Raw genomic sequence first — 24,305 nt, forward strand, 5'->3', positions numbered from 1 at the left:
CCTCCAGGTCCTCGATCTCCCCGATGAAAGGAACCTAGGAAGCGAAGATCACCGCGTTGCGCCAACGACGATTCGACAACGTAACGCGGCCCGGAGATTTGTTACGTCTGTGCTCAATGTGACCTCAGCGCGCGGTTTGGGCACGAAACCGCGCGCTGAGGTCACATTGAGCGCAACAAAGGGAGCACGTTGAACTCGAGCATCGGCGCGAGATCGTCGTACGCGCCGTCCAGGGCGGTCCAGCGCAACTCGGCGATCTCGGCGGCAGCGGCCGGCTCCCCCGACAACTCCGCACGGAACACCGTCGAGTGCAGGAGGTGGCCGGGCTCGTTGGCGGCCTCGGAGGTGAACTCGCCGAGCAGTTCGAGGTCGCGAAGTTCGAGGCCTACCTCTTCCTTCGTCTCGCGCACGGCACAGTCGAGCGGCGTCTCGCCGGCCTCCGGCTTGCCGCCGACCAGCATGAACTTCGAGGTACCGCGCTTGCGGACGGTGAGCACCGCGCCGTCCCGGACCAGAGCGACAGCTGAGACGACGATGGTAGGGGCCACGGCTCCAGTCTCGGCCATGTCCGAGCTCACTGATCCAGCGCCCTGTCCAGGAGCTCGTGGGCCTCGGCCGCCGAGAGTCCCAGCGCACGCACGGCACCTGCATACGCAGCAGCGGCCTCGCGTGCTGCGCGCGCAGAACCCGCGCCCAACACCACGGTGCCGGCCCGACCCCGGGTCGCCACCACGCCGAGGAGCTCCAACTCCTTGTAGGCACGGGCCACCGTGTTCGCGGCCAGGCCCAGCTCGGTGGCCAAGGAACGCACCGGCGGAAGCTTCTCCCCCGGTGCCAGCCTGCCGGCGTCGACCGCTGCGGTGATCTGCTCCTTCACCTGCTCGAACGGTGGCGTCGACGACGTCGGGTCGATCCGCAGCCTCATCGCCGCTGCCACCACACCCAGTCCAGCGGCGGATCCAGTTCGGGGTGCGACTCCCGGCGGGTCTCGACCCACTCGTCGGCCGCGAACTCCGGGTAGAACACGTCACCCACGGCGTCGTCGTGTAGCTCGGTCAGCACCTGATGGGTGGCGATCGGCAACGCTAGTTCGTAGATCTGCGCCCCACCCGCGACGAAGACCTCGGCGTCGCCAGCCAGCCCGATCGCCTGCTCCAACGTGTGAACGACGTCGACGCCCTCGGCCCGCCAGTCGGCGTCACGGGTCAGCACGATGGTCCGGCGACCGGGCAACGGGCGCCCGATCGAGTCGTAGGTGAGTCGGCCCATGATCAGGGTGTGCCCGATCGTGGTGTTCTTGAAGTGTGCGAAATCCTCGCGGCTGCGCCACGGGATGACCAGACCGTCGCCGATCACCCGGTTCCGCGCGTACGCCGCGATCAGGGTGATGCTCATACCGCGATCGGCGCCTTGATCCCCGGGTGCGGGTCGTAGCCGCGGACCTCGAGATGCTCCAGGTCGAAGGCGTCGATCTCGGTGACCGACTCGTCGAGCCAGAGCGTCGGCAACGCCCGCGGCTCACGGGTGAGTTGCAACCGGGCCTGCTCGAAGTGGTTGGAGTACAGGTGCGCATCGCCCAAGGTGTGCACGAACTCGCCGACCCGCAACCCGGTCACCTGGGCCACCATGTGGGTCAGCAACGCGTAGGAGGCGATGTTGAACGGGACGCCGAGGAAGACGTCAGCGCTGCGCTGATAGAGCTGGCACGACAACCGCGCCGGGCCGTCGTCGTCGGCAGGCGCGACGTAGAACTGAAACATGGTGTGGCACGGCGGCAGCGCCATCTCGTCGACGTCGGCCACGTTCCAGGCCGAGACGATGTGGCGGCGCGAGTCGGGGTTGCGGCGGATGCCGTCGATCAGCTTCTTGATCTGATCGACGTGGCTGCCGTCCGGCGTCGGCCAGGAGCGCCACTGGTAGCCGTAGACCGGGCCGAGGTTGCCGTCGGCGTCCGCCCACTCGTCCCAGATCGAGACGCCTCGGTCCTGGAGCCACTTCACGTTCGTATCGCCGCGCAGGAACCACAGCAGCTCCGCGAAGACCGAACGGGTGTGGATCTTCTTCGTGGTGACCAGTGGGAAGCCTTCGGTCAGGTCGAACCGCATCTGGTGCCCGAAGATGCTGCGGGTACCGGTGCCGGTGCGGTCGCTCTTGTCGACACCGTCGCTGAGGATCTTCTGGACCAGCTCGAGATAGGCCTGCACGGACCGCAGCCTATCCGCTCACCGGGTCCGTGGCAGTCTTGCCGCCGTGAGCGCGCCGATCATCCTCGTCCTGGTGGCGGCGCTCGTCGCCTGGACGCCGAGCTGGCGACGGCTGCGACACGTGGTGACCGCCGTCCACGAAGGTGGGCATGCTCTGGTCGCGGTCCTCACCGGACGGCGGCTCGGCCCGATCCGCCTGCACCGCGACGCCTCCGGCCTGACCACCCACCGCGGCCTGGCCAGCGGCCCTGGACTGAGCCTGACGACAGCTGCTGGCTATCCGGCGCCCGCGCTGACCGGCCTCGGCGCCGCAGCGTTGATCGACCGAGGCTGGCCGTTGGCCGTGCTCTGGACGGCCCTGGTCGCCACCGTCCTGTTGATGCTGCACGTCCGCAACCTCTTCGGCTGGGCCCTGCTGGTGCTGGTGGCCGGTGCGTTGGCGGCTGCCACCCGCTGGCTGGACGGCGACGGGCAGAGCTGGTGCGCCCAGGTGCTGGCCTGGCTACTGCTGCTCGGCGCGCCCCGAACCGTGTGGGAGCTCCAACTGCATCGCCGTCGGCACCGCGACTACGGGTCGGACGCCGATCAGCTGGCCCGGCAGACGCGAGTACCGGCGATCATCTGGGTCACCCTCTTCGCGGCGATCGCCCTCGGCGCGCTGGCGGGCGGCGGCTACCTGCTGCTGCGCCCGCTGAGTTGAACTCGCGAGCTACGCCCGCAGCACCGGTTGGCGAGCTAGGCCCGCAGTGACATCGGCCCATAGACGAGGTCGTCGTTCTCCAGCAGCGAGACCGACTCGACGCCACCGTCGAGCAGCTCGGGGAAGTACTCCCCCAACCACGACTCGGCGTCGGCCTGGTTCTCGAAGAGCTGGTCGAGCAACTCCTCGGCGGAGGGTCGGGTGACCGCACCGGCCTCGTCGAACATCTCCCACCGGAACGGCAGCTTGATCTTGCTGAGGTCGGCGGAGTCCGCGAAGTTCGGCGTGTGATCGGGAGCCATGCGCTCAGCCTAGGCGACCGCCACGCCATCGGGTCCGAGACCCGCCACTAGGGTTGCGGCCATGGCAGTGAGGCTGATCGGTACCGGCGCGGCGGACGGTTGGCCCACCCCGTTCTGCAGCTGCGCGTCCTGCACGGCTGAGCGAAGTGCGGGCCGGGTCCGGGCTCAGGCAGCAGCGCTCGTTGACGGCCAGGTGCTGCTCGACTGTGCACCGAGCACACCTCTCGCCGCAGAACGCCTCGGCATCTCACTCGCCGACGTCCGGCTGATCCTGCACACCCACCAGCACACCGACCACTTCAGCCCCGCCACGCTGATGTACCGCTCCTGGGTCACCGCAGCGCCGTTGCTGGTCGTCGGGCCGGCCGACGTCGTCGAGACCGCCCGGCACTGGGTGGCCCCCGACGCCGACGTCTCGTTCCAGGTGGTCGCTCCTGGCGACACGGTGCGGTACGACGGCTTCACCGTGCGCGTCCTCGAAGCCGACCACCGCACCGGTCTGGGCCTCGACGGTGCCGCCGAGTGCGTGCTCTACGACCTGACCACTCCGCGCGGCGAGCGGATCCTCTACGCCACCGACACCGGGCCGCTCCCCGACGCCGCCCTCGACGCGACCCGGGACGCCGACTTCGATCTGGTCCTGTTGGAGGAGAGCTTCGGCGATCGGGTCGACCACGGCACCCGGCACCTCGATCTCGCGACTTTCCCCGACCAACTCCGTCGGCTCCGGGCCGTCGGCGCGATCACCGACCGCACCCGCGTCGTCGCCACCCACCTCTCGCACCACAATCCTCCGACGCCTGAGCTGGCGCGCAGGTTGGCGGACTGGGGCGCGGAGGTGCACGACGACGGCGCCACCCTGCTGGCACCCGACGGGGTTGCGGTGGCCGGGCCGCTGACGGTGCGGACGCTGGTGCTGGGCGGGGCCCGCTCCGGCAAGTCTGTCGAGGCCGAACGCCTGTTGGCGGACCGGTCCGAGGTGCACTACCTGGCAACCTCCTACCCACCCGGCGACGACGCCGAGTGGGTGCAGCGGGTCGACCTGCATCAGCGCCGCCGGCCGGCGAACTGGACCACCGTCGAGACCCTCGACCTGGTGCAGCACCTCAGCGCCGACGGGCCGCCGTTGTTGATCGACTGCCTCACCCTGTGGCTGACCCGGATCATGGACCGTCACGACGGCTGGGACGACGGCGCCTGGGCGACCGGCGGCGAAGCTGCGGTCCGAGCCGAGATGGCCGAGTTGGCCACCGCCTGGGCGGCCACCGCACGACGCGTCGTCGCGGTCAGCAATGAGGTCGGGCAGGGCGTCGTCCCGAACGGGTCCGGCTCCCGACGGTTCCGCGACGAGATGGGCAGGCTCAACTCCATGATCGCCTCGGTCACCGAGGATGTCCGCTGGTGCGTGGCGGGAAAGGTGCAGCGTCTGTGAACGCGCTCTGGTTGATGCTCGGCACGCTGACCCGGATCCCGGTGCCACCGCCGAAGAAGGTGGACCCCCGGGTCGCCGGTTGGTCGTTGGCGCTGGCCCCGGTCGGCGGCGCTCTACTGGCCTCACTGTTGATCGTGCCGTGGTGGCTGGTCGGCGGCCTCGGCGTCGGATCACCACCGTTCGTGGTGGCGGTGCTGGCCGTCGGCGCGCTGGCCGCATTGACCCGGGCGATGCATCTCGACGGTCTCGCCGACACCGCCGACGGGCTTGGCTCCGGACGCTCGGGCGAGGCCGCGCTGGCGATCATGAAGCAGTCCGACATCGGACCGTTCGGCGTAGCGACCCTGCTCTTCACGCTGCTGCTTCAGGTCGCCGCGCTCGCGCAACTGCTTGCGATCGGTCCGCAACTCGCCGCCGCGACGCTGCTGGCCGCGCTGGTCGTCAGCCGGTTCATGCTCGCGCTGCTCGGTACCAACGCCTTCCCACCGGCCCGGCGTGACGGCCTCGGTCACGCGGTGGCGGCGAGCGTCACGCCTGCGTTGTTGGCTCTCGCCACGGCGGTGGCGGCCGGCCTCGTCGCTGCCGGGCTCGCAGCGACCATCGGGTACGGCGACCTCGGCAACAGTTGGAGTGGGGGCGACTCGAACGACACCCTGCTCCGGTTGGCTCTCGGCGCCGGCGCTGGTCTGCTGACCGGTCTCTGGATCGCCGTCACTGCGCGCAAGCGGTTCGGCGGCGTCACCGGGGATGTCTACGGCGCCGTCGTCGAGACGACCGCGACGACGGTTCTGGTCGTGGTCGCGATCGCCTCGTACTGACGCAGGTTTGCTGACGGCTGGGCGCGTAAGCCTGCCGGTTCGGCCGCGTGTTGCTGACCGTTCGGCGCGTACGCCTGACGGCTCGGCGCGTACGCCTGACGGCTGGGCGCGTATGCCTGACGGCTCGGCGGTCAGGACTTGCGGACGGAGGTGTCCACGAACGGCGGCTTGACCACGGTGAAGACCTCCTGGCGGCCGCGGATGTCCACGCTGACCTCAGCGCCGTCGGCGACGAAATCCGGGAGGATCGCCAGACCGATGCCCTTGCGGAGCGTCGGTGAGAAGGTGCCCGAGGTGATCTCGCCGAGCGGAACGTCCGGCGTCAGCAGCACCCGCATCCCGGGGCGCGGGATACCGCGGCCGGTGGCGATCAGGCCACGCAGGTTCCGCTTCGGGCCCTCAGCCGCCTTAGCGGCGAGCAGAACCTCACGGCCCCAGAAGGCAGGCTTCTTCCAGCCCACAGCCCAGCCGACGCGACCTTCGATCGGCGTCGTGTCGGGACCGATGTCCTGGCCGTGCAGGGGGTAGCCCATCTCGGTACGCAGGGTGTCGCGCGCGCCCAGGCCGCACGGGGTGATCCCGAACTCGGCGCCAGCGGCCAGGACGGCGTCCCACAACGCGGTCGCGGTGTCGTTGGCGACGATCAGCTCGTAGCCGCGCTCACCGGTGTAGCCGGTCCGGCAGACCACCACACCGGTCTCGTTGAAGGTGCCTTCGACGAAGGTCATGTAGTCATGGCCGACCGGCAGGCCGACAGCGGCCAGCGTCTCGTCGGACTTCGGGCCCTGGATCGCGAAGACGGCGTAGTCGCGGTGATGGTCGGTGATCGTCACGCCCTCGGGCAGCGCGGCGGCGAGCCGGCGGACCACCTCGGCGGTGTTGGCGGCGTTCGGCACCAGCAGGACGCGGTCGTCAGTGTGGAAGTAGACGATCAGATCGTCGACGATGCCGCCGGTCTCGTCGTCACAGCAGAGCGTGTACTGGGCCTGGCCGTGCGCGATGCGGCCGAGGTCGTTGGTCAGCGTGGAGTTGATGAACTCCGCCGCGCCGGGGCCGTTGACGACCGCTTTACCCAGGTGGCTGACGTCGAAGACGCCGACGCCCTCACGGACTGCAGCATGCTCCTTCACGACGCCGGTGGCGTACTCGAGGGGCATCGACCATCCACCGAACTCCGAGAACTTGGCCCCGAGCTCCACGTGACGTTCGTGGATCGGCGAGGTCAACAAGGATGCGTTGTCGCTCATGGCGGGAACTTATCCCACGAGAGGCGCGTGATGTGCACGGCGACCACTCACCCGGCGGATGAACCTGGGCACAGCGCCCGGACTACAGTCACAGGGTGACGTCCTACACCCTGCGTAATGCATCGCCTGCCAAGACCCGTGCCGACGCCGTCGTCGTCGGCATCGTGAAGACCGCGAAGGGCTTGGCCCCGGCCCAAGGCGCCGAAGAGATCGGTACCGCCTACGGACGCAAGCTGCGTCCGCTGCTCTCCTCGCTCGGCTTCGCCGGCAAGGTCGGCGAAGTGGTCAAGGTTCCCACCAACGACACCGTCAACACCCCGCTGTTGATCCTGGTCGGACTCGGCGACGAGGCCGACGTGACCCCGGCTGTGGTCCGCCGCGCGGCGGGTGCCGCGGTGCGCGTGGTCAGCAACGCCGCCTCACTCGCGATCGCCCTTCCCGCCCAGACCCCGGAGCTGCTGCGCGCTGTCGCCGAAGGCGCCCGGTTGGGTGCCTACACCTTCACCGAGTTCAAGCGCGACTCCGCGCCGTCGACGCCGGGTGTCGCCGAGGTCGTCGTGCTCAGCTCGATCGCCCGCCAGAACGAGGCGATCGACGCCTTCGCTGCCGCCGAACTGGTCGCCGACGCGGTCAACAGCACCCGTCGCTGGGTCAACCTGCCGGCCAACGAGCTCAACCCGCCGTCGTTCGCGGACGCCGTCCGCGAGGCCCACGCCGAGCTCACCAAGGGCAAGGGCGCCCCCTCGATCGGCTTGGAGATCTGGGACGAGGAGAGGTTGGCCGCCGACGGCTGTGGCGGCATCCTCGGTGTCGGTGGCGGCTCCACCACTCCGCCGCGCCTGGTGAAGCTGACCTGGTCGCCGGAGGGCGCCACCACGCACCTCGCCCTGGTCGGTAAAGGGATCACCTACGACACCGGCGGATACACGATCAAGCCGGCCGGCTCGATGACCACGATGAAGGAGGACATGGCCGGTGCGGCCACCGTGATCAACACGCTCTTCCTGGTCGCGAAGCTCGGGTTGCCGGTGAAGCTGACCGCATGGGCACCGATGGCCGAGAACATGGTCTCGGGCCACGCGATGCGTCCCGGCGACGTGCTCAGCATCCACGGCGGCACCACCGTCGAGGTCTCCAACACCGACGCCGAAGGCCGCCTGATCCTGGCCGACGCGCTGGTGATGGCGGCGAACGAGAAGCCGGACGCCATCGTCGACATCGCCACCCTGACCGGCGCGATGGTGGTCGCCCTGGGCGACAAGCTGGCCGGTGTGCTCGGCAGCGACGAGGTCGTCGCGGCCCTGAAGAGTGCTTCGGAGACGGCCGGCGAGGGTCTGTGGCCGATGCCGATCCCCGAGGAGATGTACGAGCGGGTACACAGCAGCAAGGTCGCCGACCTCGCCCAGCACGACTGGGTCCGTTGGGGCGGCGGCCTCTACGCGGCGGCGTTCCTGCGTGAGTTCACCGACGGCGTGCCGTGGGGCCACCTCGACATCGCCGGGCCGGCGTTCAACACCGGCGGACCGTACGGCCACCAGCCGAGCGGTGGCACCGGATTCGGACTGACCACTCTCCTGGAGTTCGTCCGCGCCCACGCAGCCCAGTAACCCCCGCCGAGGGCGCACGAATAGCAATCGAGATTGCCCATTTGTGCGCCCTCGCTGGCTATTGGTGCGCCCTCGGCAGCTATTGGTGCGCCGTCGGGGTCAGGGGTTGCGGCCTTCCTTCTGCCGCTTGTTCCAGTCCCGCATCCGCTGCGGGATACCCACGACGGCGGCGTCGTAGGACGGGACCTGATGCTTGTTGGCGAAGTTGTGCGCCCACTGCACCGACGGGACCCGGCGTCGGGTCCACTCGCCGTCGTGGGCCACCAGCAGCAGCGTCACGTCGCTGACGGCGGTGCGCGGCTCGACGAAACCCTCGACCCCGCGGCGCGTCGTCACGAAGTTGTGCAAGTGCTGTTCGTCAGCAGCATCTGACGCGCGCACGGTCGTCGAACCGGTGCGCGCGGCGTCTCCTGACGGGCGGCGCATGCCGGTGCGCCGGAAGCGATCAAACAGTCCCATGTGCACAGTCTGACTCATCCATGCCAGCGCCCCCTGCCCCACGTTCTCCCTCGATGGTGCAAAGATGGGCATCGTGTCCGATGTAGCGGCGGTTGCGGAGAGCCAGTCCGACCCCGAGGTATTCGACGTAGTCGTCCTCGGCGCTGGCTCAGGTGGATATGCCTGTGCGTTGCGTGCGGCCCAACTCGGGCTCACCGTCGCGCTGGTCGAGCGGGACAAGCTCGGCGGTACCTGTCTGCACGTGGGCTGCGTGCCGACCAAGGCGTTGCTCCATGCCGCCGAGGTCGCCGACTCGGCGCGCCACGCCGCCCAGTTCGGTGTCCGGGCGAGCCTCGAGGGCATCGACATGGCAGGCGTCAACAGCTACAAGGACGGCGTCGTCTCGCGGCTCTACAAGGGCCTCACCGGTCTGGTGAACTCACGCGGGATCACCGTCGTCAACGGCACCGGCCGGCTCACCTCCCCCACCACGGTCGAGGTCGACGGCACCACGCTCCACGGACGCAACGTCGTCCTGGCATCGGGCTCCTACTCCCGTTCGCTGCCCGGCCTCGAGGTCGACGGCGAACGCGTCCTGACCAGCGAACACGCCCTCACCCTGGACCGGGTCCCGGCCTCGGTCATCGTTCTCGGCGGCGGCGTGATCGGCGCCGAGTTCGCCAGCGTCTGGAACTCCTTCGGCGCCGAGGTCACCATCGTCGAAGCACTCCCCCGGTTGGTCCCCGCTGAGGACGAAGCCAGCTCCAAGGCACTGGAGCGGGCGTTCCGCAAGCGCAAGATCAAGGCACTAACCAACACCCGTTTCGAGTCGGTCGAGCGGACCGAGACCGGCGTCGCCGTCACCGCCGGCGGTCAGCGTCTGGAGGCGGAGCTGCTGCTCGTCGCGGTCGGCCGTGGGCCGAGCACCGACGGCCTGGGTTACGCCGAAGCGGGGGTCGCGATGGAGCGCGGCTTCGTGCTCGCCGACGACCACTGCCGGACCAACGTGCCGGGCGTCTTCGCCGTCGGCGACATCGTGCCCGGCCTGCAGCTCGCCCACCGCGGCTTCGCCCAGGGCATCTTCGTGGCCGAACAGATCGCCGGGTTGGCCCCGCAGCCGATCGACGAGTCCGGCATTCCGCGCGTCACCTACAGCGACCCCGAGATCGCCTCGGTCGGCCTCTCCCAGGCCGATGCCGAAGAGCGTTGGGGCGGCGATCAGGTGGAGGCGCTCACCTATGACCTCGGCGGCAACGGCAAGTCTCAGATCCTGAAGACCCAGGGTTTCGTGAAGCTTGTTCGCCGCAAGGACGGCCCGGTAGTCGGCGTTCACCTCGTCGGTGCCCGGGTCGGCGAACTGATCGGGGAAGCCCAGCTGATCTACAACTGGGAAGCGCACGCCGAAGACGTGGCACCGCTGATCCACGCACACCCCACCCAGAACGAAGCTCTCGGCGAAGCCCACCTGGCCCTAGCCGGTAAGCCGCTGCACGCACACTCCTGATAGACCTTGCACTTGTTAGACCACGAGCCCAAAAGGACACCCATGGCCAGCGAAGTCACCCTCCCCGAACTCGGCGAATCCGTTACTGAAGGCACCGTCACCCGGTGGCTCAAGCAGGTCGGCGATACCGTCGCCGTCGACGAGCCGCTGCTGGAGGTCTCGACCGACAAGGTCGACACCGAGATCCCTTCTCCCATCGCCGGCACCCTGCTGGAGATTCGCGCCGCTGAAGACGACACCGTCGAGGTCGGCGCTGTCCTCGCGGTGATCGGTGACGCCGGCGAGGGTGGTGCCCCCGCTGCTGCGACCGAGGCGCCCGCCGAGGAGCCCGCGCCCGCCGCTGAGGCCCCGGCTGCTCCGGCTGCCCCCGAGGCCCCGGCCGCGCCCGCCGCTGCTGAGGCCCCCGCCGCTCCGGCTGCGCCCGCTGCTTCCGGTGGCGCTGCCTCCGGTACCTCGGTGACCCTGCCCGAACTGGGTGAGTCGGTGACCGAGGGCACCGTGACCCGTTGGCTCAAGCAGGTCGGTGACGACGTCGCCGTCGACGAGCCGCTGCTCGAGGTCTCCACCGACAAGGTCGACACCGAGATCCCGTCGCCGGTCGCCGGCAAGCTGCTGGAGATCAAGGTCGCCGAGGACGAGACCGTCGAGGTCGGTGCCGAGCTCGCCGTGATCGGTGACGGCTCCGCCGCTCCGGCCGCACCCGCAGCTCCGGCAGCGCCCGCCCAGGAGGCCCCGGCCGCTCCCGCAGCACCTGCTGCGCCCGCCGCACCGGCGCCGGCTGCCGCTCCGGCTGCAGCCCCGGCTCCGGCAGCAGCGCCCGCTCCCGCGGCCGCACCCGCTCCGGCCCCCGCTGCAGCCCCGGCCCCCGCTGCCGCACCCGCCCCGGCGTCGGCTCCTGCCGCAGCCGCTGCCGCCGTCAGCGGTGAGGCCGGCTACGTGACCCCACTGGTCCGCAAGCTCGCCTCGCAGCACGGTGTCGACCTGAGCACCGTCGAGGGTTCCGGCGTTGGTGGCCGGATCCGTAAGCAGGACGTTCTCGACGCCGCGAAGTCGGCCGAGGCTCCCGCCGCCGCACCGGCTGCTGCCGCCAAGGCCGCCGCCCCCGTCACCCCGTCGCCGCTGCGTGGCAAGACCGAGAAGATGAGCCGCCTGCGCAAGGTGATCGCCAAGCGGATGATCGAGTCGCTGCAGACCTCCGCCCAGCTGACCCAGGTGGTCGAGGTCGACGTCACCAACATCGGTCGCCTGCGCGACGAGGTGAAGAAGGACTTCGCAGCACGCGAGGGCGTCAAGCTCTCGTACTTCCCGTTCTTCGCCAAGGCCACGATCGACGCGCTCAAGCAGCACCCCGCCTTGAACGCACAGGCTGACGTCGAGGCCGGCGAGATCACCTACTTCGACGCCGAGCACCTGGCGATCGCCGTCGACACCGAGCGCGGTCTGCTCAGCCCCGTGATCCACAACGCCGGTGACCTCAACGTGGCCGGTCTGGCCCGCAAGATCGCCGACATCGCGGACCGCACCCGCAACAACAAGGTCACCCCGGACGAGCTCTCCGGCGGTACCTTCACGCTGACCAACACCGGCAGCGTGGGTGCGCTCTTCGACACCCCGATCATCAACCAGCCGCAGGTCGCGATCCTCGGCACCGGCACCGTGGTGAAGCGCGCCGTGGTGATCGACGACGCGAACCTGGGCGAGACGATCGCGGTCCGCCAGATGGTCTACCTCTCGCTGACCTACGACCACCGGATCATCGACGGCGCCGACGCCGCTCGGTTCCTGCAGGACGTCAAGGGTCGCCTCGAGGCCGGCGTCTTCGAGGTCTGAGATGCGAGTGGTGGCGGCAGGCGCGAGCGGTCTTCTGGGCCGTTCGCTCTGCCGTCACCTGACCGAACAAGGGCACCAGGTCACCCGCCTGGTGCGTCGTGAAGCCGGCGCAGGTGAGTCCCGTTGGGATCCCTACGCCGGCTTCGTCGACTTCGGGTTGATCGCCGACGCCGACGCGGTGGTCAACCTGGCGGGGTCGCCCACCGCCGGCAACCCGCACTCGAAGAAGTGGGCCACCGAGCTCCGGAACAGCCGGGTCACCACGACCGCGGTCCTTGCCGAAGCGATCGCCCAGGCGCCCACCCCGCCGGCTTTCCTGGCGGGCAACGGCATCTCCTTCTACGGCGACCACGGGACCGACGAGGTCAGCGAGAGCAGCGACTCGCGCGGCGACGCGCTCCTCACCCAGGTCACTCGCCAATGGCAGGCCGCAACGGTGGCCGCAAGTGACGCCGGAGCCCGGGTCTGCGTGCTGCGCACGGCCCCGGTGATGGACGCCGGCGCACCGCCACTGGGTCCGCTGCGCCAGCTTGCCCGGCTCGGCCTCAGCACCCGGCTCGGCTCCGGACGTCAGTACTTCCCGATGATCTCGTTGCGGGACTGGGTCGGCGGCGTCAGCTTCGCGTTGGCCCATGACGTCAGCGGTCCGATCAACCTCTGCTGCCCGGTGACGCCGACCAACGGCGAGTTCACCCGTGCCCTGGCCGACGCGGTCCACCGTCCGGCGTTCCTCGCGGTTCCGGCTCCGGTGATCAAGGTGGCCGCGGGCGCGATGGCGCCCGAGGTGCTCGGTTCGCTCCGGGCCGTCCCCGCCGCTCTGCTGGAGGCCGGCTACCGCTTCCAGGACACCGACGCGCGCGACGTCATCGCGGCCGGTCTCAGCGGCTCCTGACCCTCGCCCCGACCGCGTCGACCCGGGCCACCCGCCAGAGCTGCCCGTCGCGGCGCACCAGGACCACGCGACGACGATCCACCTGGTCGCGCGGCAAGGCCACCTCACGGTTGTCGGGACCGACGACGACCCCACCGGCACTCCGTTCGTCGACGACGATCACCAGCCGCCGGTCCGCGCGGGCATGGACCCGGATAGCCACCACCTGGCTGGTCATCCCCACCACCGAGAGACCCCGCTGGCGGTAGTCGGACCACAGCCGCACGTCGGCGCGAGCCGCCACAGCCGAGGCGTAGAGCGCACGGAGCTCGGTGATCTCGTCCGAGGCCCAAGCCGCGCTGCGCCGTCGGCTCCAGGCGGCGAAGAGCCGCAGCGCCATCGCCTCGCGCCCGCGGATCACCGAAGGTGGAGCAGGCGTTGTGGGTGGGGCAGCGGCCGCCGGTCCTGGCGGCTGCTCAACGTGACGCAGGGCCGGTGCGGAACGGTCCGCCGCTCCCCCGCCGTCGGTGCGGCGCTGAGGCTCCCCGACCAGTGCGATGAGTACCACCGCCACCCCGAGAACCAGGCCTATGGCCACCCCGAGAATCGTCATCCGTCGCGTCGTCATCGACCTACTGTGGAGTAGATCCGCACGACCCGCATCCGGCCGTCCACAGCCTTTCTGTGCAGGCGTAAAGTCCAGATCGTGACCCTTGAATTCCGCAACGCCGGTCTCGGCGAAGAGGCCATCGACTACCTCGCCGCCTGGGAGCTCCAGCGTGGGGTGCACGCCCAGGTCGTCGACGGTTCCGACCCGGTGGTTCTGCTTCTGGAACACCCGCCGGTCTACACCGCCGGCAAGCGCACCGACCCGCACGAGCGGCCCGCCGACCCGGGCGGCGCGCAGGTGATCGACGTCGACCGCGGCGGGAAGATCACCTTCCACGGTCCCGGACAGCTCGTCGGCTATCCGATCGTGAAGCTGCCCGACGCCGTCAAGGTGGTCGATTACGTGCGCCGCGTCGAGGAAGCCCTGATCGCGGTCTGCGCCGATTTCGGCGTCGCCACCGCTCGGGTTCCGGGTCGCAGCGGTGTCTGGTTGCAGGCCGATTCCCGCGGCCCGGAGCGGAAGATCGCCGCGATCGGGATCCGGGTCAGCCGCGGCGTCACCATGCACGGCTTCTCCCTGAACTGCGACGTCGACCTGGCCTGGTACGACCGGTTCGTGCCGTGCGGGATCGCCGACGCCGGCGTCACCACTCTCTCGGCCGAGGTCGGCCGTCGGGTCGGCGTCGAGGAGGTCCTGCCTTCGGTCCGCACCCACCTTGCCGACCTTCTCGCCTGGAACGACTACCAGGCCACGCCGGACTACGAGCCGCGCCCCGAGCCGCCACGGATCAGCCTGATCGCGCCGTCCGCCCAGCGCTGACCGGACGTTCCGCTCCGATTCGCTGACTCGGCCGAACCTTTGGCGCGTCCCACCGCGTCAGAGGTGAGGAGACTGCAAAGATCTCCGGAACAGCCATGAGCGAAGGGGCGCAACGTTGAGCGAGTTGGTCATCGAGACCCACGGCCTGCGGAAGACATTCAAGAGTCGCGGGCAGACACGAGTAGCGGTCGGAGGTCTCGATCTCGCAGTCCCGGCGGGCGGGGTGCACGGCTTCCTGGGGCCGAACGGCTCCGGGAAGACCACCACCATCAGGATGCTGCTCGGACTGGCCAGTGCAACGTCGGGCGAGATGCGGCTCTTCGGTACCCCGGTGCCGGAACGCCTCCCCGAGGTGATCGGCCGGATCGGCGCGGTGGTGGAGTCCCCCAAGTTCGCACCGAACTTCTCGGGTCGCCAGAATCTGTTGCTGCTCTCGCGATCCATCGGTGAGCCCGACAGCCGGGTCGACGAGGCGCTGGCCCAGGTCTCGTTGACAGGCCGCGACAAGGAGCACTTCCGCGGCTACTCGCTCGGCATGAAGCAGCGCCTGGCGATCGCTGCGACGCTGTTGAAGAAGCCCGACCTCCTGATCCTCGACGAGCCGACCAACGGCCTCGACCCGGCCGGTATCCACGAGATCCGCGAGACGATCCGCGAACTCGGCGCCTCCGGCGTCACCGTGCTGCTGAGCTCGCACATCCTGGCCGAGGTCCAGCAGGTCTGTGACTCGGTGACCATCATCGGCAACGGCCGGATGCTGGCTTCGGGCAACGTCACCGACCTGATCGCCGGCGTCCCCACCTGGCGAGTGGTCGCCCCCGATCTGGCCGTCGCACAGGCCGTCCTCGGCGACGCCGGCCTGACCGCCCGCATCGACGACGACGCGCTGGTCGTCGAGACCGAGGCGGACTCCGCCGAGATCACCCGCGCGCTCGCGGGGGCCGGGATCCACCTGCAGGAGTTGACCCCGGTCCGCCGCGACCTGGAGTCGGTCTTCCTCCAACTGACCGGTGCCGATGCCCTCGGCGTAGGTACCAGCACGGGAACGGCGGCCGCCTGATGAAGAACCTGATCCAGGTGGAACTGACCCGCCTGCGTTGGCGACGCGCCGCCATCGTCATGTTCCTGGTCGCGATCGTGGCGCCGTTGCTGATCGCCTCCGCGGTGTTGTGGGAGACCCGACCGATCAGCGACGCCGACATCGCCGACGCCAAGCAGGAGGCCGAGCAATCGGCAGCGATGTGGCGCGACAACTACGAACGGTGCGTCTCCCATCCCGAGGACTTCGACCAGGCCCCGGGCGATGACCTCGCCCAGCGTTGTCAGGAGTGGACCGGGTACTCCCCGGACCAGACCATGGACTGGCGGGACTGGATCTACCGGCCGGCGCTGGACCTGAAAGCACAGATCGACGAGTCCGGTAGCGCCATCGCAGCGATCCTGGTCATCGCCGCCGTCCTGATCGGCACCACCTTCGTCGGTGCCGACTGGGCGTCCGGGTCGATGAGCAACCAACTCCTCTTCGAGCCACGACGGCGCCGGATCTGGTGGGCGAAGGCGATCGCCGTCGCCGTCGGCGGTGCCGTGTTGAGCCTGGTCGGGATGGCCCTGTACTGGGCGCTGCTCGGTGCCGGAGCTGCGTGGCGCGACCTCAGCACCCCGGCGGGCCTATGGCGCGACGTTGCCGGGCTCGCCGGCCGCACCGCGATCCTTGCCGCTGCTGGCGCGGTGGCCGGCTATGCGCTCACCATGCTCTTCCGGAGCACGGTGGCCACGCTGGGTGTCGTGGTGGTGATCACCGGACTGAGCTCGCTGATCATCGGTCTGATGCCGATCGACGACCCGATCCAGTGGCAACCGACGATGCATGCGCTCGCCTTCCTGCAGGACGGGTTCACCTATGACTTCTACCCCACCGACTGTTACGACGCCGGCTGCAACGGCTCTGAGCGCACCATCTCGATGCTGCGCGGCACTCTCTTCCTCGGCGCCCTGGTGCTCGCCGCGGTCGGCGCCTCGTTGACCGCGTTCCGGCGCCGCGACGTCCCCTGATCGACGGCGACCCGGCGTCCATCTCGCGCCGCTGGCGGATTGAGGTCGATCACCGCCAGCGGCGTAGAGTGGGCGCCGTGACGCAAGCGCCGCAGACCCAGCAGCCCAGCTCGCAAGCTACCTCCCCCGCAGCACCCAACGCGGAAGGCCGCAAGTTGTTGCGGCTGGAGGTTCGCAACGCGCAGACCCCCATCGAACGCAAGCCCGAGTGGATCAAGACCCGGGCCAAGATGGGGCCTGAATACAAGTCCCTGCAGAACCTGGTGAAGTCCGAAGGACTGCACACGGTCTGCCAGGAAGCCGGCTGTCCCAACATCTTCGAATGTTGGGAAGACCGCGAGGCGACCTTCCTGATCGGCGGCGACCAGTGCACCCGGCGCTGCGACTTCTGCCAGATCGACACCGGCAAGCCGCAGCCCCTGGACCGCGACGAGCCGCGCCGGGTCGCCGAGTCCGTGCAGAAGATGCAGCTGCGCTACGCCACCATCACCGGCGTCGCCCGCGACGACCTCCCCGACGGCGGCGCCTGGCTCTACGCCGAGACGGTCCGTGCGATCCACGAACTCAACCCCGACACCGGCGTCGAGAACCTGGTCCCCGACTTCAACGGCGAACCCGACCTGCTCGCCGAGGTCTTCGAGTCCCGGCCCGAGGTGCTCGCCCACAACGTCGAGACGGTTCCCCGGATCTTCAAGCGGATCCGGCCCGCGTTCCGCTACGAGCGCTCCCTCGACGTGATCACCCAGGCCCGCAAGTTCGGCCTGGTCACCAAGTCCAACCTGATCCTCGGCATGGGCGAGACCCGCGACGAGGTCTCCCAGGCACTCCGCGACCTCCACGACGCCGGCTGCGAACTGATCACCGTCACCCAGTACCTGCGGCCCTCATTGCGCCACCACCCGGTGGAGCGTTGGGTGAAGCCCGAGGAGTTCGTCGAGCTCGCCGCCGAGGCCGAGGAGATCGGCTTCGCCGGCGTCCTGTCCGGCCCGCTCGTTCGGTCCTCCTACCGCGCCGGACGCCTGTACCGTCAGGCCTTGGAGCGCCGCACCCTCACCGAGGCGTGAGCCGCGTTCGCACCGCACCCCCACGTTGAAGATCCTTTGTTGAAAGAGCAGTGATGTCGACTCCGACCCCAACTGAGCAGTTGAACCGCCGTCAGCAGTTGATGCAGACCTACCGGATGGCGAAGAAGACCGACCGTCTGCTGAGCCTCTGGATGCTCGGCGCCTTCATCGTCGGTGCCGCGATCGGTTTCGCGCTCTTCTCCTTCCTGCCCGGCCCGATCTGGCTCTTCCCCGTTCTCGGTGGACTGCTGATCGGCTTCCTGCTGATGATGATCATCTTCGGACGGCGTGCCCAGAACGCCGCCTACCGGCAGATGGACGGCCAGCGTGGTGCCGCCGCGGCTGCGCTCAGCATGTTGCGTCGGGGTTGGAAGGTCGACTCCGCGATCGCCGTCACCAAGCAGCAGGACGTCGTGCACCGGGTGATCGGCCCGCCCGGCATCGTCCTGGTCGCCGAGGGCAACCCGAACCGGATCAAGGGCCTGCTGCTCACCGAGCGTCGCAAGCACGAGCGGGTCGTCGCCGACACCCCGATCCACGAGGTCGTCTGCGGCAACGGCGAGGGCGAGGTCCCGCTGCCGAAGCTGGTCAAGCACGTCACCAAGCTCGGCAAGGGGCTCAAGGGTCCGGCCCTTACCGACGTCCTCTTCCGGCTCAAGGCGCTCGACGCCAACCGGTCCGCAGTACCGCTGCCGAAGGGCCCGGTGCCGACCAGCATGAAGGGTCAGCGCGGCAACCTGCGCGGCCGCTGAGCACACGCTCTCACCAGACAACGCAACGAGGCGATGGGATTCGATCCCATCGCCTCGTTGCGTTGTGTGCTGTTGCGTTGCCTGGACCGCGCAGGTCAGCGGCCGGTGGCCGGCATCTCCGTGACCTGGTTGGCCGGCGGAGCCTTGATCGAGACCGGGGTGCCCCAGTCGGTCAGGTTCATCTCCATCGTGCCGGCGCCCTTGAGGTCGGCGTTCATCTTGGTGAAGCGGCCGTCGCCGTCGAGCCAGACGTCGTAGGTCATCGTCTTCGGCAGCTGAGCGGTGTCACCGGTGCCCAGCATGTTGTTGAGCGCCTCGACGTTGGCGACCACCAGGTAGTGGGTGGTGTCGACGCCGTTGATCGACTCCGAGCCCTTGTTGGTCACCGACTTCACGCCCTGGGTGAAGGCCTGCAGGGACTTACGCATGTCGAGCGCGCCGAGGTTGCCACCGGCGGCGCCACCGAGGGCGTCCTTGAGCGACATCTTCATCCACTTGCCGGCGCCGGCGCCGCCTGCGGCAGGAAGCTTCATGTACATGGCGTCGTCGACCATGATCGCTTCCATGTCGCCCATCTGACCCATCTTCATCTTCATCTGGGTGGCGGGCTGCTTCTGGGAGTAGTCCAGAGCGCCGGTGGCGTCGATGGTCATGCCCTGGGCGGTCATCTTCATGGTGAACTTCGCGCTGGTGGACTTCTCCAGGCCAGCCGCGACCAGGTCGGTGAACTCCTTGGGCTCGAGGTCGCCGGACTGGGCCGGCGTCGGGTCGCTCTCCTCAGTCGCCGTGCTGGGCGTGGCGTCGGTGCTTGCCGCCGTGCTCGGCTCCTGGCTCGACGTCTGGGAGGTGGACTCCTTCTTGCTGCCGGAGGAGTCGTCGTCATCGCCGTTGCACGCGGCCAGCGCCAGCACGACCACCGGAGTGATCGCAGCGGCGGCAAGGCGGCGGCGGGTTTGCTTGATACGCATGCCCGTCAACATAACCAACGGGTGGGCAGCTCAAACCCGGATTCGGCTATTTGCGGCGAGCCTGCAGGCTGCTCAGCGTGGCGGTGGCCGACTTCGCGACCATGTCGTGCAGGCCACGACCGTCGGGCCGGAAGACCAGCGGCGGGATCACCAGCGCGACCATCACCTGGCGGATCAGGCAGTGCAGCAGGTTGACCGGGCGGCCCGACCCGTCGACGTTGACGACGCGGAGGCGGCAGATCAGCTTGCCGAAGGAGGCGCCGGTCAACGCGGTGAAGAGCGCGGATTCGAGGACGAAGACGCCGAGGACGTAGAACTCCGCCATCGGGTTCTCGCTCCACCCGTCGACGCCGAGGAAGGCGATGACCACCAGGGTCGAGGCGATCCAGTCGATGAGCAGGGCCAGGACGCGCTGGGCCCACGAGGCAGTCTGTTCCACGCCCAGCAGCCTATCCGGCGCTCGGTCGTCGGAGCGGGCGTGGGCGGGCCAACGTGACCCAGCGCACCGGCGTCCGGTAGGTCGGTAACGTGTTACACGACCGAAACCGAGCGGATACGGTCGAGAAACTGCTGCTGTCTAGGTTCAGGGCAGGCCTGGTGCATGCCGCACCGGGAGTCTCGATCCGCACTGATTGCGGTCGGAGCCGGGAACGGCCCGACGCGGCTTAGGAGGACGAATGTTCGCCAACAGCGACGAGCTGTTCAAGTTCATCAAGGATGAGAGCGTCGAGATGATCGACGTCCGTTTCTGCGACCTGCCCGGGATCATGCAGCACTTCACGGTGCCGGTCTCGTCGTTCGATCAGTCGGTCTTCGAGGACGGCTTGAGCTTCGACGGCTCGTCGATCCGCGGTTTCCAGGCGATCAACGAGTCCGACATGTCGCTGTTCCCCGATGTCACCACCGCCTACTTGGACCCGTTCCGCGAGGCGAAGACGCTGATCATCAATTTCTTCATCCACGATCCGATCACCGGCGAGGCCTACAGTCGCGATCCACGCAACATCGCGCGCAAGGCACTGGCGTACCTGGATTCGACCGGGATCGCCGACACCGCGTTCTTCGCTCCCGAGGCCGAGTTCTACATCTTCGACCAGGTCCGTTACTCGACCGGTGTCAACGAGAGCTACTACCACATCGATTCGGTCGAGGGCTGGTGGAATTCGGGCAAGGAGGGCGACAACCTGGGCTACAAGACCCGCCTCAAGGGTGGGTACTTCCCGGTCGCTCCCTACGACCACTACACCGACCTGCGCGACGTGATGGTGAAGAACCTCGAGGCGTCCGGGCTGCTGGTCGAGCGGGCCCACCACGAGGTCGGCACGGCGGGTCAGGCGGAGATCAACTACCGCTTCGACACCCTGCTCAAGGCCGCGGACGACGTGATGAAGTTCAAGTACATCATCAAGAACACCGCGTGGGAGGCCGGCAAGTCGGTCACCTTCATGCCGAAGCCGATCTTCGGCGACAACGGTTCTGGGATGCACGTGCACTCCTCGTTGTGGAAGGGCGGCGACCCGCTGTTCTACGACGAGGCCGGCTACGGCGGGCTGTCGGACCTGGCACGGTGGTACATCGGCGGCATCCTCAAGCACGCACCGAGCCTGCTGGCCTTCACCAACCCGACGGTGAACTCGTTCCACCGGCTGGTGCCCGGCTACGAAGCGCCGATCTCGCTGGTCTACTCCTCGCGCAACCGTTCGGCGTCGATCCGGATCCCGCTGACCGGCGCGAACCCGAAGGCCAAGCGCGTCGAAGCCCGCTTCCCCGACCCGTCCGCCAACCCGTACCTGGCGTTCGCCGCCCTCATGCTGGCCGGCGTCGACGGCATCAAGAACAAGATCGAACCCGCCGCCCCGATCGACAAGGACATCTACGAGCTCCCGCCGGAGGAGATGGCCGACATCGACCAGGTGCCCACCTCACTCGACGCCGTCCTGGAGGCCCTGGAGGCCGACCACGACTACCTCACCGTCGGCGACGTCTTCACCCCCGACCTGATCGAGACCTGGATCTCCTACAAGCGCGAGCATGAGATCGCCCCGGTGCAGCTGCGCCCGCACCCGCATGAGTTCGAGCTGTACTACGACATCTGATCCAAGGGTTTTCACTCTCTTGCGTTAGTCGTCGAAAATCGCGCCTGACCTGCGGAAACGTCTTTCAACGTCTCGCAGCGTCAGACGCTATTTTCCGTTGTCGCGCGTACCCAGTGCACCCCAAGTTTGGTTTCAACCACCTCGCGAGGGTCGGCGCACCTAGGGACCAAGAGCCTCTCCATCCACTCCCCCGACGAGCTGATTGCGGCCATCCCGCACATGCTTGGCGTCAAGCCACAAGAGTCGATCGTCTTCATCCCGATCCGCTCCGACCTCCCCGCCGCCAGCATTGACCTCCCGACCACGCCACGAGCCGAAGAGCTGGCGTGGCGCTCGATCCGCGATGGGATGTCTCGCTAGGCGCGGCCCGGTGCTGCCGTTGGCATCGTCTGCTTCACGGCCGACCGGGAGCAGGCTGACCGCGTCGGCCGCGAGTTCGCCGAGCAACTCGACACCATCAGCATCGACACCCACCTCCCGCTGTGGGCAGACGAAATCCGCTGGGCCGACCTCGTTACCGGCGACAGGGGACTCCAGACCGACGACGCCCGTGAGCGCGTGGCCACCATGACCGTCCTCGCCGGCCGACCCCAACCAGCACCCACCTGCGACTCCCTCGCCCAGCCACTCGTCGGTGACCGGGAGCCCGTGACCGCATTGCCGGACGAGACCCGAGCCAACACCACTGCGAGCACCGTCCACACCGAGGGGCGCTGGGCGGTGAGTCGTGTGCAGCAGTTCCAACGCGACGGTGTGCGCCTGGACGACGCGACACCGCCAGGATCATGGCCATCGAAGCCATCCCGATCCGCGACCAGCACTGGCTCGACATGAACCGAGGCAACGCCGTCTCCCACGTCGCGATGTGGACCGACATGACCAAGCGCGCCCCCGATGAGGTGCGCACGGCCCCGCATCTCTGCTGGCCGTCGGAAGCTGGCTCACCGGGGACGGTGCCATGGCTTGGTGCGCACTCGACCAAGTACCCGACGGGAAGCCCTATGCCCTCGCGAACCTCGTCGCTGCGGCCATCAGGAGCGGGATGCACCCACGAGAATGGGAAGCCGCGAAATCCATGCCGGGGCACGATGTGGACCTTGCCGCCGCTCCTGCTCGGATCCCGAGTATGCATCTCAGCCCCGCTCGTCGCGCACACGAACTGTGAGGCGATTCCGTGAAGATCATCTACCCGATCGGCCGCCTTGAGCGCCTGCTCGCTCGCACACTGAGCAGCCACAGACGCTCGCGGCGCCCACAGCCGCGTGTCGACCTTGTGTACGGTCAGTCCATCGAGTTGAAGCAGGCTTGAATCGCGACGCCAACGCTTCGCGGGTTGCCAGCACATCAAGGTCCCCCGCTTCCTCAGCAAGCAACTTCGCGAGGCGCTTCGGCCAGAGCGCATGAACGCCCCCGGAGGTGAAGGAACCGCCAATGAGCGGCCAGTCCGCCTCCGCGAAGCAGAGCACGCCGGTGACAGGGAAATCACCGACGACGTCGCGAACGAGGTGACCTGCTTCAGCACACCATCGACCAGTTTAGTGCAGTCCCAGCGCCGAACCAGCACCTTCTCGACACGGGACCGCAGGATGCCACGTTCGATCTTCAGAGACGGTCTGCCCTTGTATCGCTTGGCGTCGATAGCCCAGACGCCTGCACGTGTAATGGCGATGTGATCGATGTTCGCCTTCGTGCCAGGGAACGTCGGTCATGCAGGACAGCGCTGGACTCCGAAACAAGAGAATCGAGCCGGGCGCCCAGGCGCTCCTCGCCGACCGCTCCCGTGGCCCACGCCTTCGTGCTCAGCTTCTCCTCAGACAACGCAACTGCGACGCCACCGAGCTTTCTCCACTTCAGGCGCAGACGCCCCTCGTCCTTCGCCTCTCGTACTCACGCCGAGCGGACGATCCCGCGAAGCCGCCGTCTTCGATATCTACGACGGGCGCGGTCGCCGCTGCGGCCGCATGACCCTCGGGGTCTGCCGAGGCCAGCACTGGACACTACACGCAGCGAACAGTCTTGGTGGAGCGTACGTAGATCGCTTCGCCCGGGTGGGCAGGTCGGTCCCATAGATTCGACACACCCCGGGGTATCGAAGCTTCATCCGTTTTGTCGTCAGGCATCGAGGCTCATGGAAGGTCGCCTTGCCATTCCTTGACCACCCGGTCGATGTGGTCGGGTAGGTCCGCCAACTTGTCGGCATCGGCCCAGGTACTGATGAAATTCGGGTCGTCGCTCTTCGGTGGATTCTCGACGTCGCGGACCCGAACAGCAATGGGGACCCCGGTGCTGACGCCAGTAACGAGAGCGTGCTGCTGAGCGAGACTCGGCAACTGGTCAAGAAGCGCCCGGGAACTGAGCGCCGTCGCGTGCCGGAGCAAGCTTTGGTCGGCCTCATGGGTGAGGCGGTGGGCTATGACAGTGCCGCACTGAGCTACGACGGTCTCGCTGAGTTCGCTCGGTCACTGGCTCGCGAGAAGTAGGGATAGCCTGAACTTGCGCCCCTCCTTGGCGATCCGCTCGAAGACCGGGGCGGACCGTCCAGATCCGCCCCCAGGTTCTTGGCGCAGGAATGAACCTGTGTGCTCTTCGAGCACTAGGAGAAGTGGATGCTCGGCGCGAGGCTGGCTACGCACTGCGAAATCAAAGAGGATGCGGCCGAGCAGCGCCGTCACGTTCTCCAACACGTCGTTGGCAATGAGGCTGAGGTCGAAGATCGTGACGGACGGCCCGGAACCGTGCGTCGCGCTTTGGGACTGGGGATTCGTGCCGGCCTCGCGGGGTCGCCTCCGGTCGGGTCCACTCCCATCAGGGCCTTCAGGTACGCACCGAGGGGATCGTCGTGCTCCTCGATCCTCGTTATGAAGTCGTACCTGCCATCTGCGAGAGGCCGGATCAGGCGCATCTGAAGGGTCGCAACATAGCCGGCGATACGACTATGGGTCTGCCCCGAGTTTGGTTGACACCTGACCTGTGGGGATTCCACCTCACAAG

The 24,305-nt window shown here is 68.3% G+C and carries 25 protein-coding genes; 15 read left to right on the forward strand and 10 right to left on the reverse strand.

What is annotated here, in order from left to right; translation table 11 throughout:
• Positions 1 to 161: 161 nt before the first annotated feature.
• Genes ACLM5J_RS19045 through ACLM5J_RS19060 form a run of 4 tightly spaced genes read right to left on the reverse strand, consistent with a single transcriptional unit; the run spans position 162 to position 2,204 of the window.
• A complete protein-coding gene (locus tag ACLM5J_RS19045) occupies positions 162 to 548 on the reverse strand; it encodes an NUDIX hydrolase (RefSeq protein ID WP_413658246.1) in 387 nt (128 codons plus the stop codon).
• Positions 549 to 574: 26 nt separating this feature from the next.
• On the reverse strand, positions 575 to 937 hold the full coding sequence (locus ACLM5J_RS19050) for a GntR family transcriptional regulator (protein WP_413658247.1): 363 nt from the start codon (positions 935 to 937) through the stop codon (positions 575 to 577).
• Positions 922 to 1,395 carry a dihydrofolate reductase gene (locus ACLM5J_RS19055; RefSeq protein ID WP_413658248.1) on the reverse strand — a complete coding sequence of 158 codons (474 nt, stop codon included), beginning with the start codon at positions 1,393 to 1,395 and terminating at the stop codon, positions 922 to 924. The genes ACLM5J_RS19050 and ACLM5J_RS19055 overlap by 16 nt, the downstream gene beginning before the upstream one ends.
• Positions 1,392 to 2,204, reverse strand: a complete 813-nt coding sequence (locus ACLM5J_RS19060; protein WP_413658249.1) for a thymidylate synthase — start codon at positions 2,202 to 2,204, stop codon at positions 1,392 to 1,394. The genes ACLM5J_RS19055 and ACLM5J_RS19060 overlap by 4 nt, the downstream gene beginning before the upstream one ends.
• Before the next feature lie 46 nt (positions 2,205 to 2,250).
• Here ACLM5J_RS19060 and ACLM5J_RS19065 point away from each other — a divergent pair, with 46 nt between their 5' ends.
• Positions 2,251 to 2,904 (forward strand): M50 family metallopeptidase, encoded by a 654-nt coding sequence (locus tag ACLM5J_RS19065; RefSeq protein ID WP_413658250.1) that lies wholly within the window; start codon positions 2,251 to 2,253, stop codon positions 2,902 to 2,904.
• 35 nt (positions 2,905 to 2,939) lie between these two features.
• Here ACLM5J_RS19065 and ACLM5J_RS19070 read toward each other — a convergent pair whose 3' ends face one another.
• Positions 2,940 to 3,206: a hypothetical protein gene (locus tag ACLM5J_RS19070; RefSeq protein ID WP_413658251.1), complete on the reverse strand. Its 267-nt coding sequence runs from the start codon at positions 3,204 to 3,206 to the stop codon at positions 2,940 to 2,942.
• Between the two features lie 61 nt (positions 3,207 to 3,267).
• Here ACLM5J_RS19070 and ACLM5J_RS19075 point away from each other — a divergent pair, with 61 nt between their 5' ends.
• Together ACLM5J_RS19075 and ACLM5J_RS19080 are read left to right on the forward strand one after the other, a co-directional pair.
• Positions 3,268 to 4,638, forward strand: a complete 1,371-nt coding sequence (locus tag ACLM5J_RS19075; protein ID WP_413658252.1) for a bifunctional adenosylcobinamide kinase/adenosylcobinamide-phosphate guanylyltransferase — start codon at positions 3,268 to 3,270, stop codon at positions 4,636 to 4,638.
• Positions 4,635 to 5,456 carry an adenosylcobinamide-GDP ribazoletransferase gene (locus ACLM5J_RS19080; protein WP_413658253.1) on the forward strand — a complete coding sequence of 274 codons (822 nt, stop codon included), beginning with the start codon at positions 4,635 to 4,637 and terminating at the stop codon, positions 5,454 to 5,456. Before ACLM5J_RS19075 ends, ACLM5J_RS19080 begins: the two co-directional genes overlap by 4 nt.
• A gap of 131 nt (positions 5,457 to 5,587) precedes the next feature.
• On the opposite strand, the gene gcvT is transcribed toward ACLM5J_RS19080, so the two are convergent.
• Positions 5,588 to 6,703 (reverse strand): glycine cleavage system aminomethyltransferase GcvT, encoded by a 1,116-nt coding sequence (gene gcvT / locus ACLM5J_RS19085; RefSeq protein ID WP_413658254.1) that lies wholly within the window; start codon positions 6,701 to 6,703, stop codon positions 5,588 to 5,590.
• Between the two features lie 95 nt (positions 6,704 to 6,798).
• On the opposite strand from gcvT, the gene ACLM5J_RS19090 reads away from it, so the two are divergent.
• Positions 6,799 to 8,310 (forward strand): leucyl aminopeptidase, encoded by a 1,512-nt coding sequence (locus tag ACLM5J_RS19090; protein ID WP_413658255.1) that lies wholly within the window; start codon positions 6,799 to 6,801, stop codon positions 8,308 to 8,310.
• A gap of 99 nt (positions 8,311 to 8,409) precedes the next feature.
• Here the strand turns inward: ACLM5J_RS19090 and ACLM5J_RS19095 are convergent, their stop codons facing one another.
• On the reverse strand, positions 8,410 to 8,769 hold the full coding sequence (locus ACLM5J_RS19095; protein ID WP_413658256.1) for a hypothetical protein: 360 nt from the start codon (positions 8,767 to 8,769) through the stop codon (positions 8,410 to 8,412).
• Positions 8,770 to 8,842: 73 nt separating this feature from the next.
• Between ACLM5J_RS19095 and lpdA the strand changes: the two genes are divergently transcribed.
• The 3 genes from lpdA to ACLM5J_RS19110 are packed head-to-tail and all read left to right on the forward strand — an operon-like array spanning position 8,843 to position 12,974.
• Positions 8,843 to 10,252 (forward strand): dihydrolipoyl dehydrogenase, encoded by a 1,410-nt coding sequence (gene lpdA / locus ACLM5J_RS19100; protein ID WP_413658257.1) that lies wholly within the window; start codon positions 8,843 to 8,845, stop codon positions 10,250 to 10,252.
• Between the two features lie 42 nt (positions 10,253 to 10,294).
• Entirely contained in the window at positions 10,295 to 12,082 is a 1,788-nt protein-coding gene (gene sucB, locus ACLM5J_RS19105) for a 2-oxoglutarate dehydrogenase, E2 component, dihydrolipoamide succinyltransferase (RefSeq protein WP_413658258.1), read from the forward strand.
• 10 nt (positions 12,083 to 12,092) lie between these two features.
• On the forward strand, positions 12,093 to 12,974 hold the full coding sequence (locus tag ACLM5J_RS19110) for a TIGR01777 family oxidoreductase (protein WP_413658259.1): 882 nt from the start codon (positions 12,093 to 12,095) through the stop codon (positions 12,972 to 12,974).
• Here ACLM5J_RS19110 and ACLM5J_RS19115 read toward each other — a convergent pair.
• The gene (locus ACLM5J_RS19115; RefSeq protein ID WP_413658260.1) at positions 12,961 to 13,581 is read right to left on the reverse strand and encodes a hypothetical protein; all 621 of its coding nucleotides are present in this window, start codon (positions 13,579 to 13,581) and stop codon (positions 12,961 to 12,963) included. The genes ACLM5J_RS19110 and ACLM5J_RS19115 overlap by 14 nt on opposite strands.
• Positions 13,582 to 13,656: 75 nt before the next feature.
• Here ACLM5J_RS19115 and lipB point away from each other — a divergent pair, with 75 nt between their 5' ends.
• From lipB to ACLM5J_RS19140, 5 genes are all read left to right on the forward strand, one after another.
• Positions 13,657 to 14,382 (forward strand): lipoyl(octanoyl) transferase LipB, encoded by a 726-nt coding sequence (gene lipB / locus ACLM5J_RS19120; protein ID WP_413658268.1) that lies wholly within the window; start codon positions 13,657 to 13,659, stop codon positions 14,380 to 14,382.
• A gap of 115 nt (positions 14,383 to 14,497) precedes the next feature.
• A complete protein-coding gene (locus ACLM5J_RS19125) occupies positions 14,498 to 15,442 on the forward strand; it encodes an ABC transporter ATP-binding protein (protein ID WP_413658261.1) in 945 nt (314 codons plus the stop codon).
• On the forward strand, positions 15,442 to 16,434 hold the full coding sequence (locus ACLM5J_RS19130) for an ABC transporter permease subunit (protein WP_413658262.1): 993 nt from the start codon (positions 15,442 to 15,444) through the stop codon (positions 16,432 to 16,434). The genes ACLM5J_RS19125 and ACLM5J_RS19130 overlap by 1 nt, the downstream gene beginning before the upstream one ends.
• Positions 16,435 to 16,589: 155 nt before the next feature.
• Entirely contained in the window at positions 16,590 to 17,498 is a 909-nt protein-coding gene (gene lipA / locus ACLM5J_RS19135) for a lipoyl synthase (protein WP_413658269.1), read from the forward strand.
• Positions 17,499 to 17,551: 53 nt separating this feature from the next.
• A complete protein-coding gene (locus ACLM5J_RS19140) occupies positions 17,552 to 18,250 on the forward strand; it encodes a DUF4191 domain-containing protein (protein ID WP_413658263.1) in 699 nt (232 codons plus the stop codon).
• Between the two features lie 95 nt (positions 18,251 to 18,345).
• On the opposite strand, the gene ACLM5J_RS19145 is transcribed toward ACLM5J_RS19140, so the two are convergent.
• Together ACLM5J_RS19145 and ACLM5J_RS19150 are read right to left on the reverse strand one after the other, a co-directional pair.
• Positions 18,346 to 19,218 carry an LppX_LprAFG lipoprotein gene (locus ACLM5J_RS19145; protein WP_413658264.1) on the reverse strand — a complete coding sequence of 291 codons (873 nt, stop codon included), beginning with the start codon at positions 19,216 to 19,218 and terminating at the stop codon, positions 18,346 to 18,348.
• Between the two features lie 46 nt (positions 19,219 to 19,264).
• A complete protein-coding gene (locus ACLM5J_RS19150) occupies positions 19,265 to 19,657 on the reverse strand; it encodes an RDD family protein (protein WP_413658265.1) in 393 nt (130 codons plus the stop codon).
• Positions 19,658 to 19,895: 238 nt separating this feature from the next.
• Here ACLM5J_RS19150 and glnA point away from each other — a divergent pair, with 238 nt between their 5' ends.
• The 3 genes from glnA to ACLM5J_RS19165 all read left to right on the forward strand — a co-directional run bounded on the left by glnA (position 19,896) and on the right by ACLM5J_RS19165 (position 22,479).
• A complete protein-coding gene (glnA, locus tag ACLM5J_RS19155; protein WP_413658266.1) occupies positions 19,896 to 21,314 on the forward strand; it encodes a type I glutamate--ammonia ligase in 1,419 nt (472 codons plus the stop codon).
• Positions 21,315 to 21,440: 126 nt separating this feature from the next.
• On the forward strand, positions 21,441 to 21,674 hold the full coding sequence (locus tag ACLM5J_RS19160) for a DUF4192 family protein (protein WP_413658267.1): 234 nt from the start codon (positions 21,441 to 21,443) through the stop codon (positions 21,672 to 21,674).
• A 562-nt stretch (positions 21,675 to 22,236) separates the two neighbouring features.
• Positions 22,237 to 22,479 (forward strand): hypothetical protein, encoded by a 243-nt coding sequence (locus ACLM5J_RS19165; RefSeq protein WP_413658270.1) that lies wholly within the window; start codon positions 22,237 to 22,239, stop codon positions 22,477 to 22,479.
• Positions 22,480 to 24,305: the final 1,826 nt, after the last annotated feature.

This window comes from Nocardioides sp. Bht2, from assembly GCF_047308515.1.
Taxonomy (GTDB): Bacteria; Actinomycetota; Actinomycetes; order Propionibacteriales; family Nocardioidaceae; genus Nocardioides.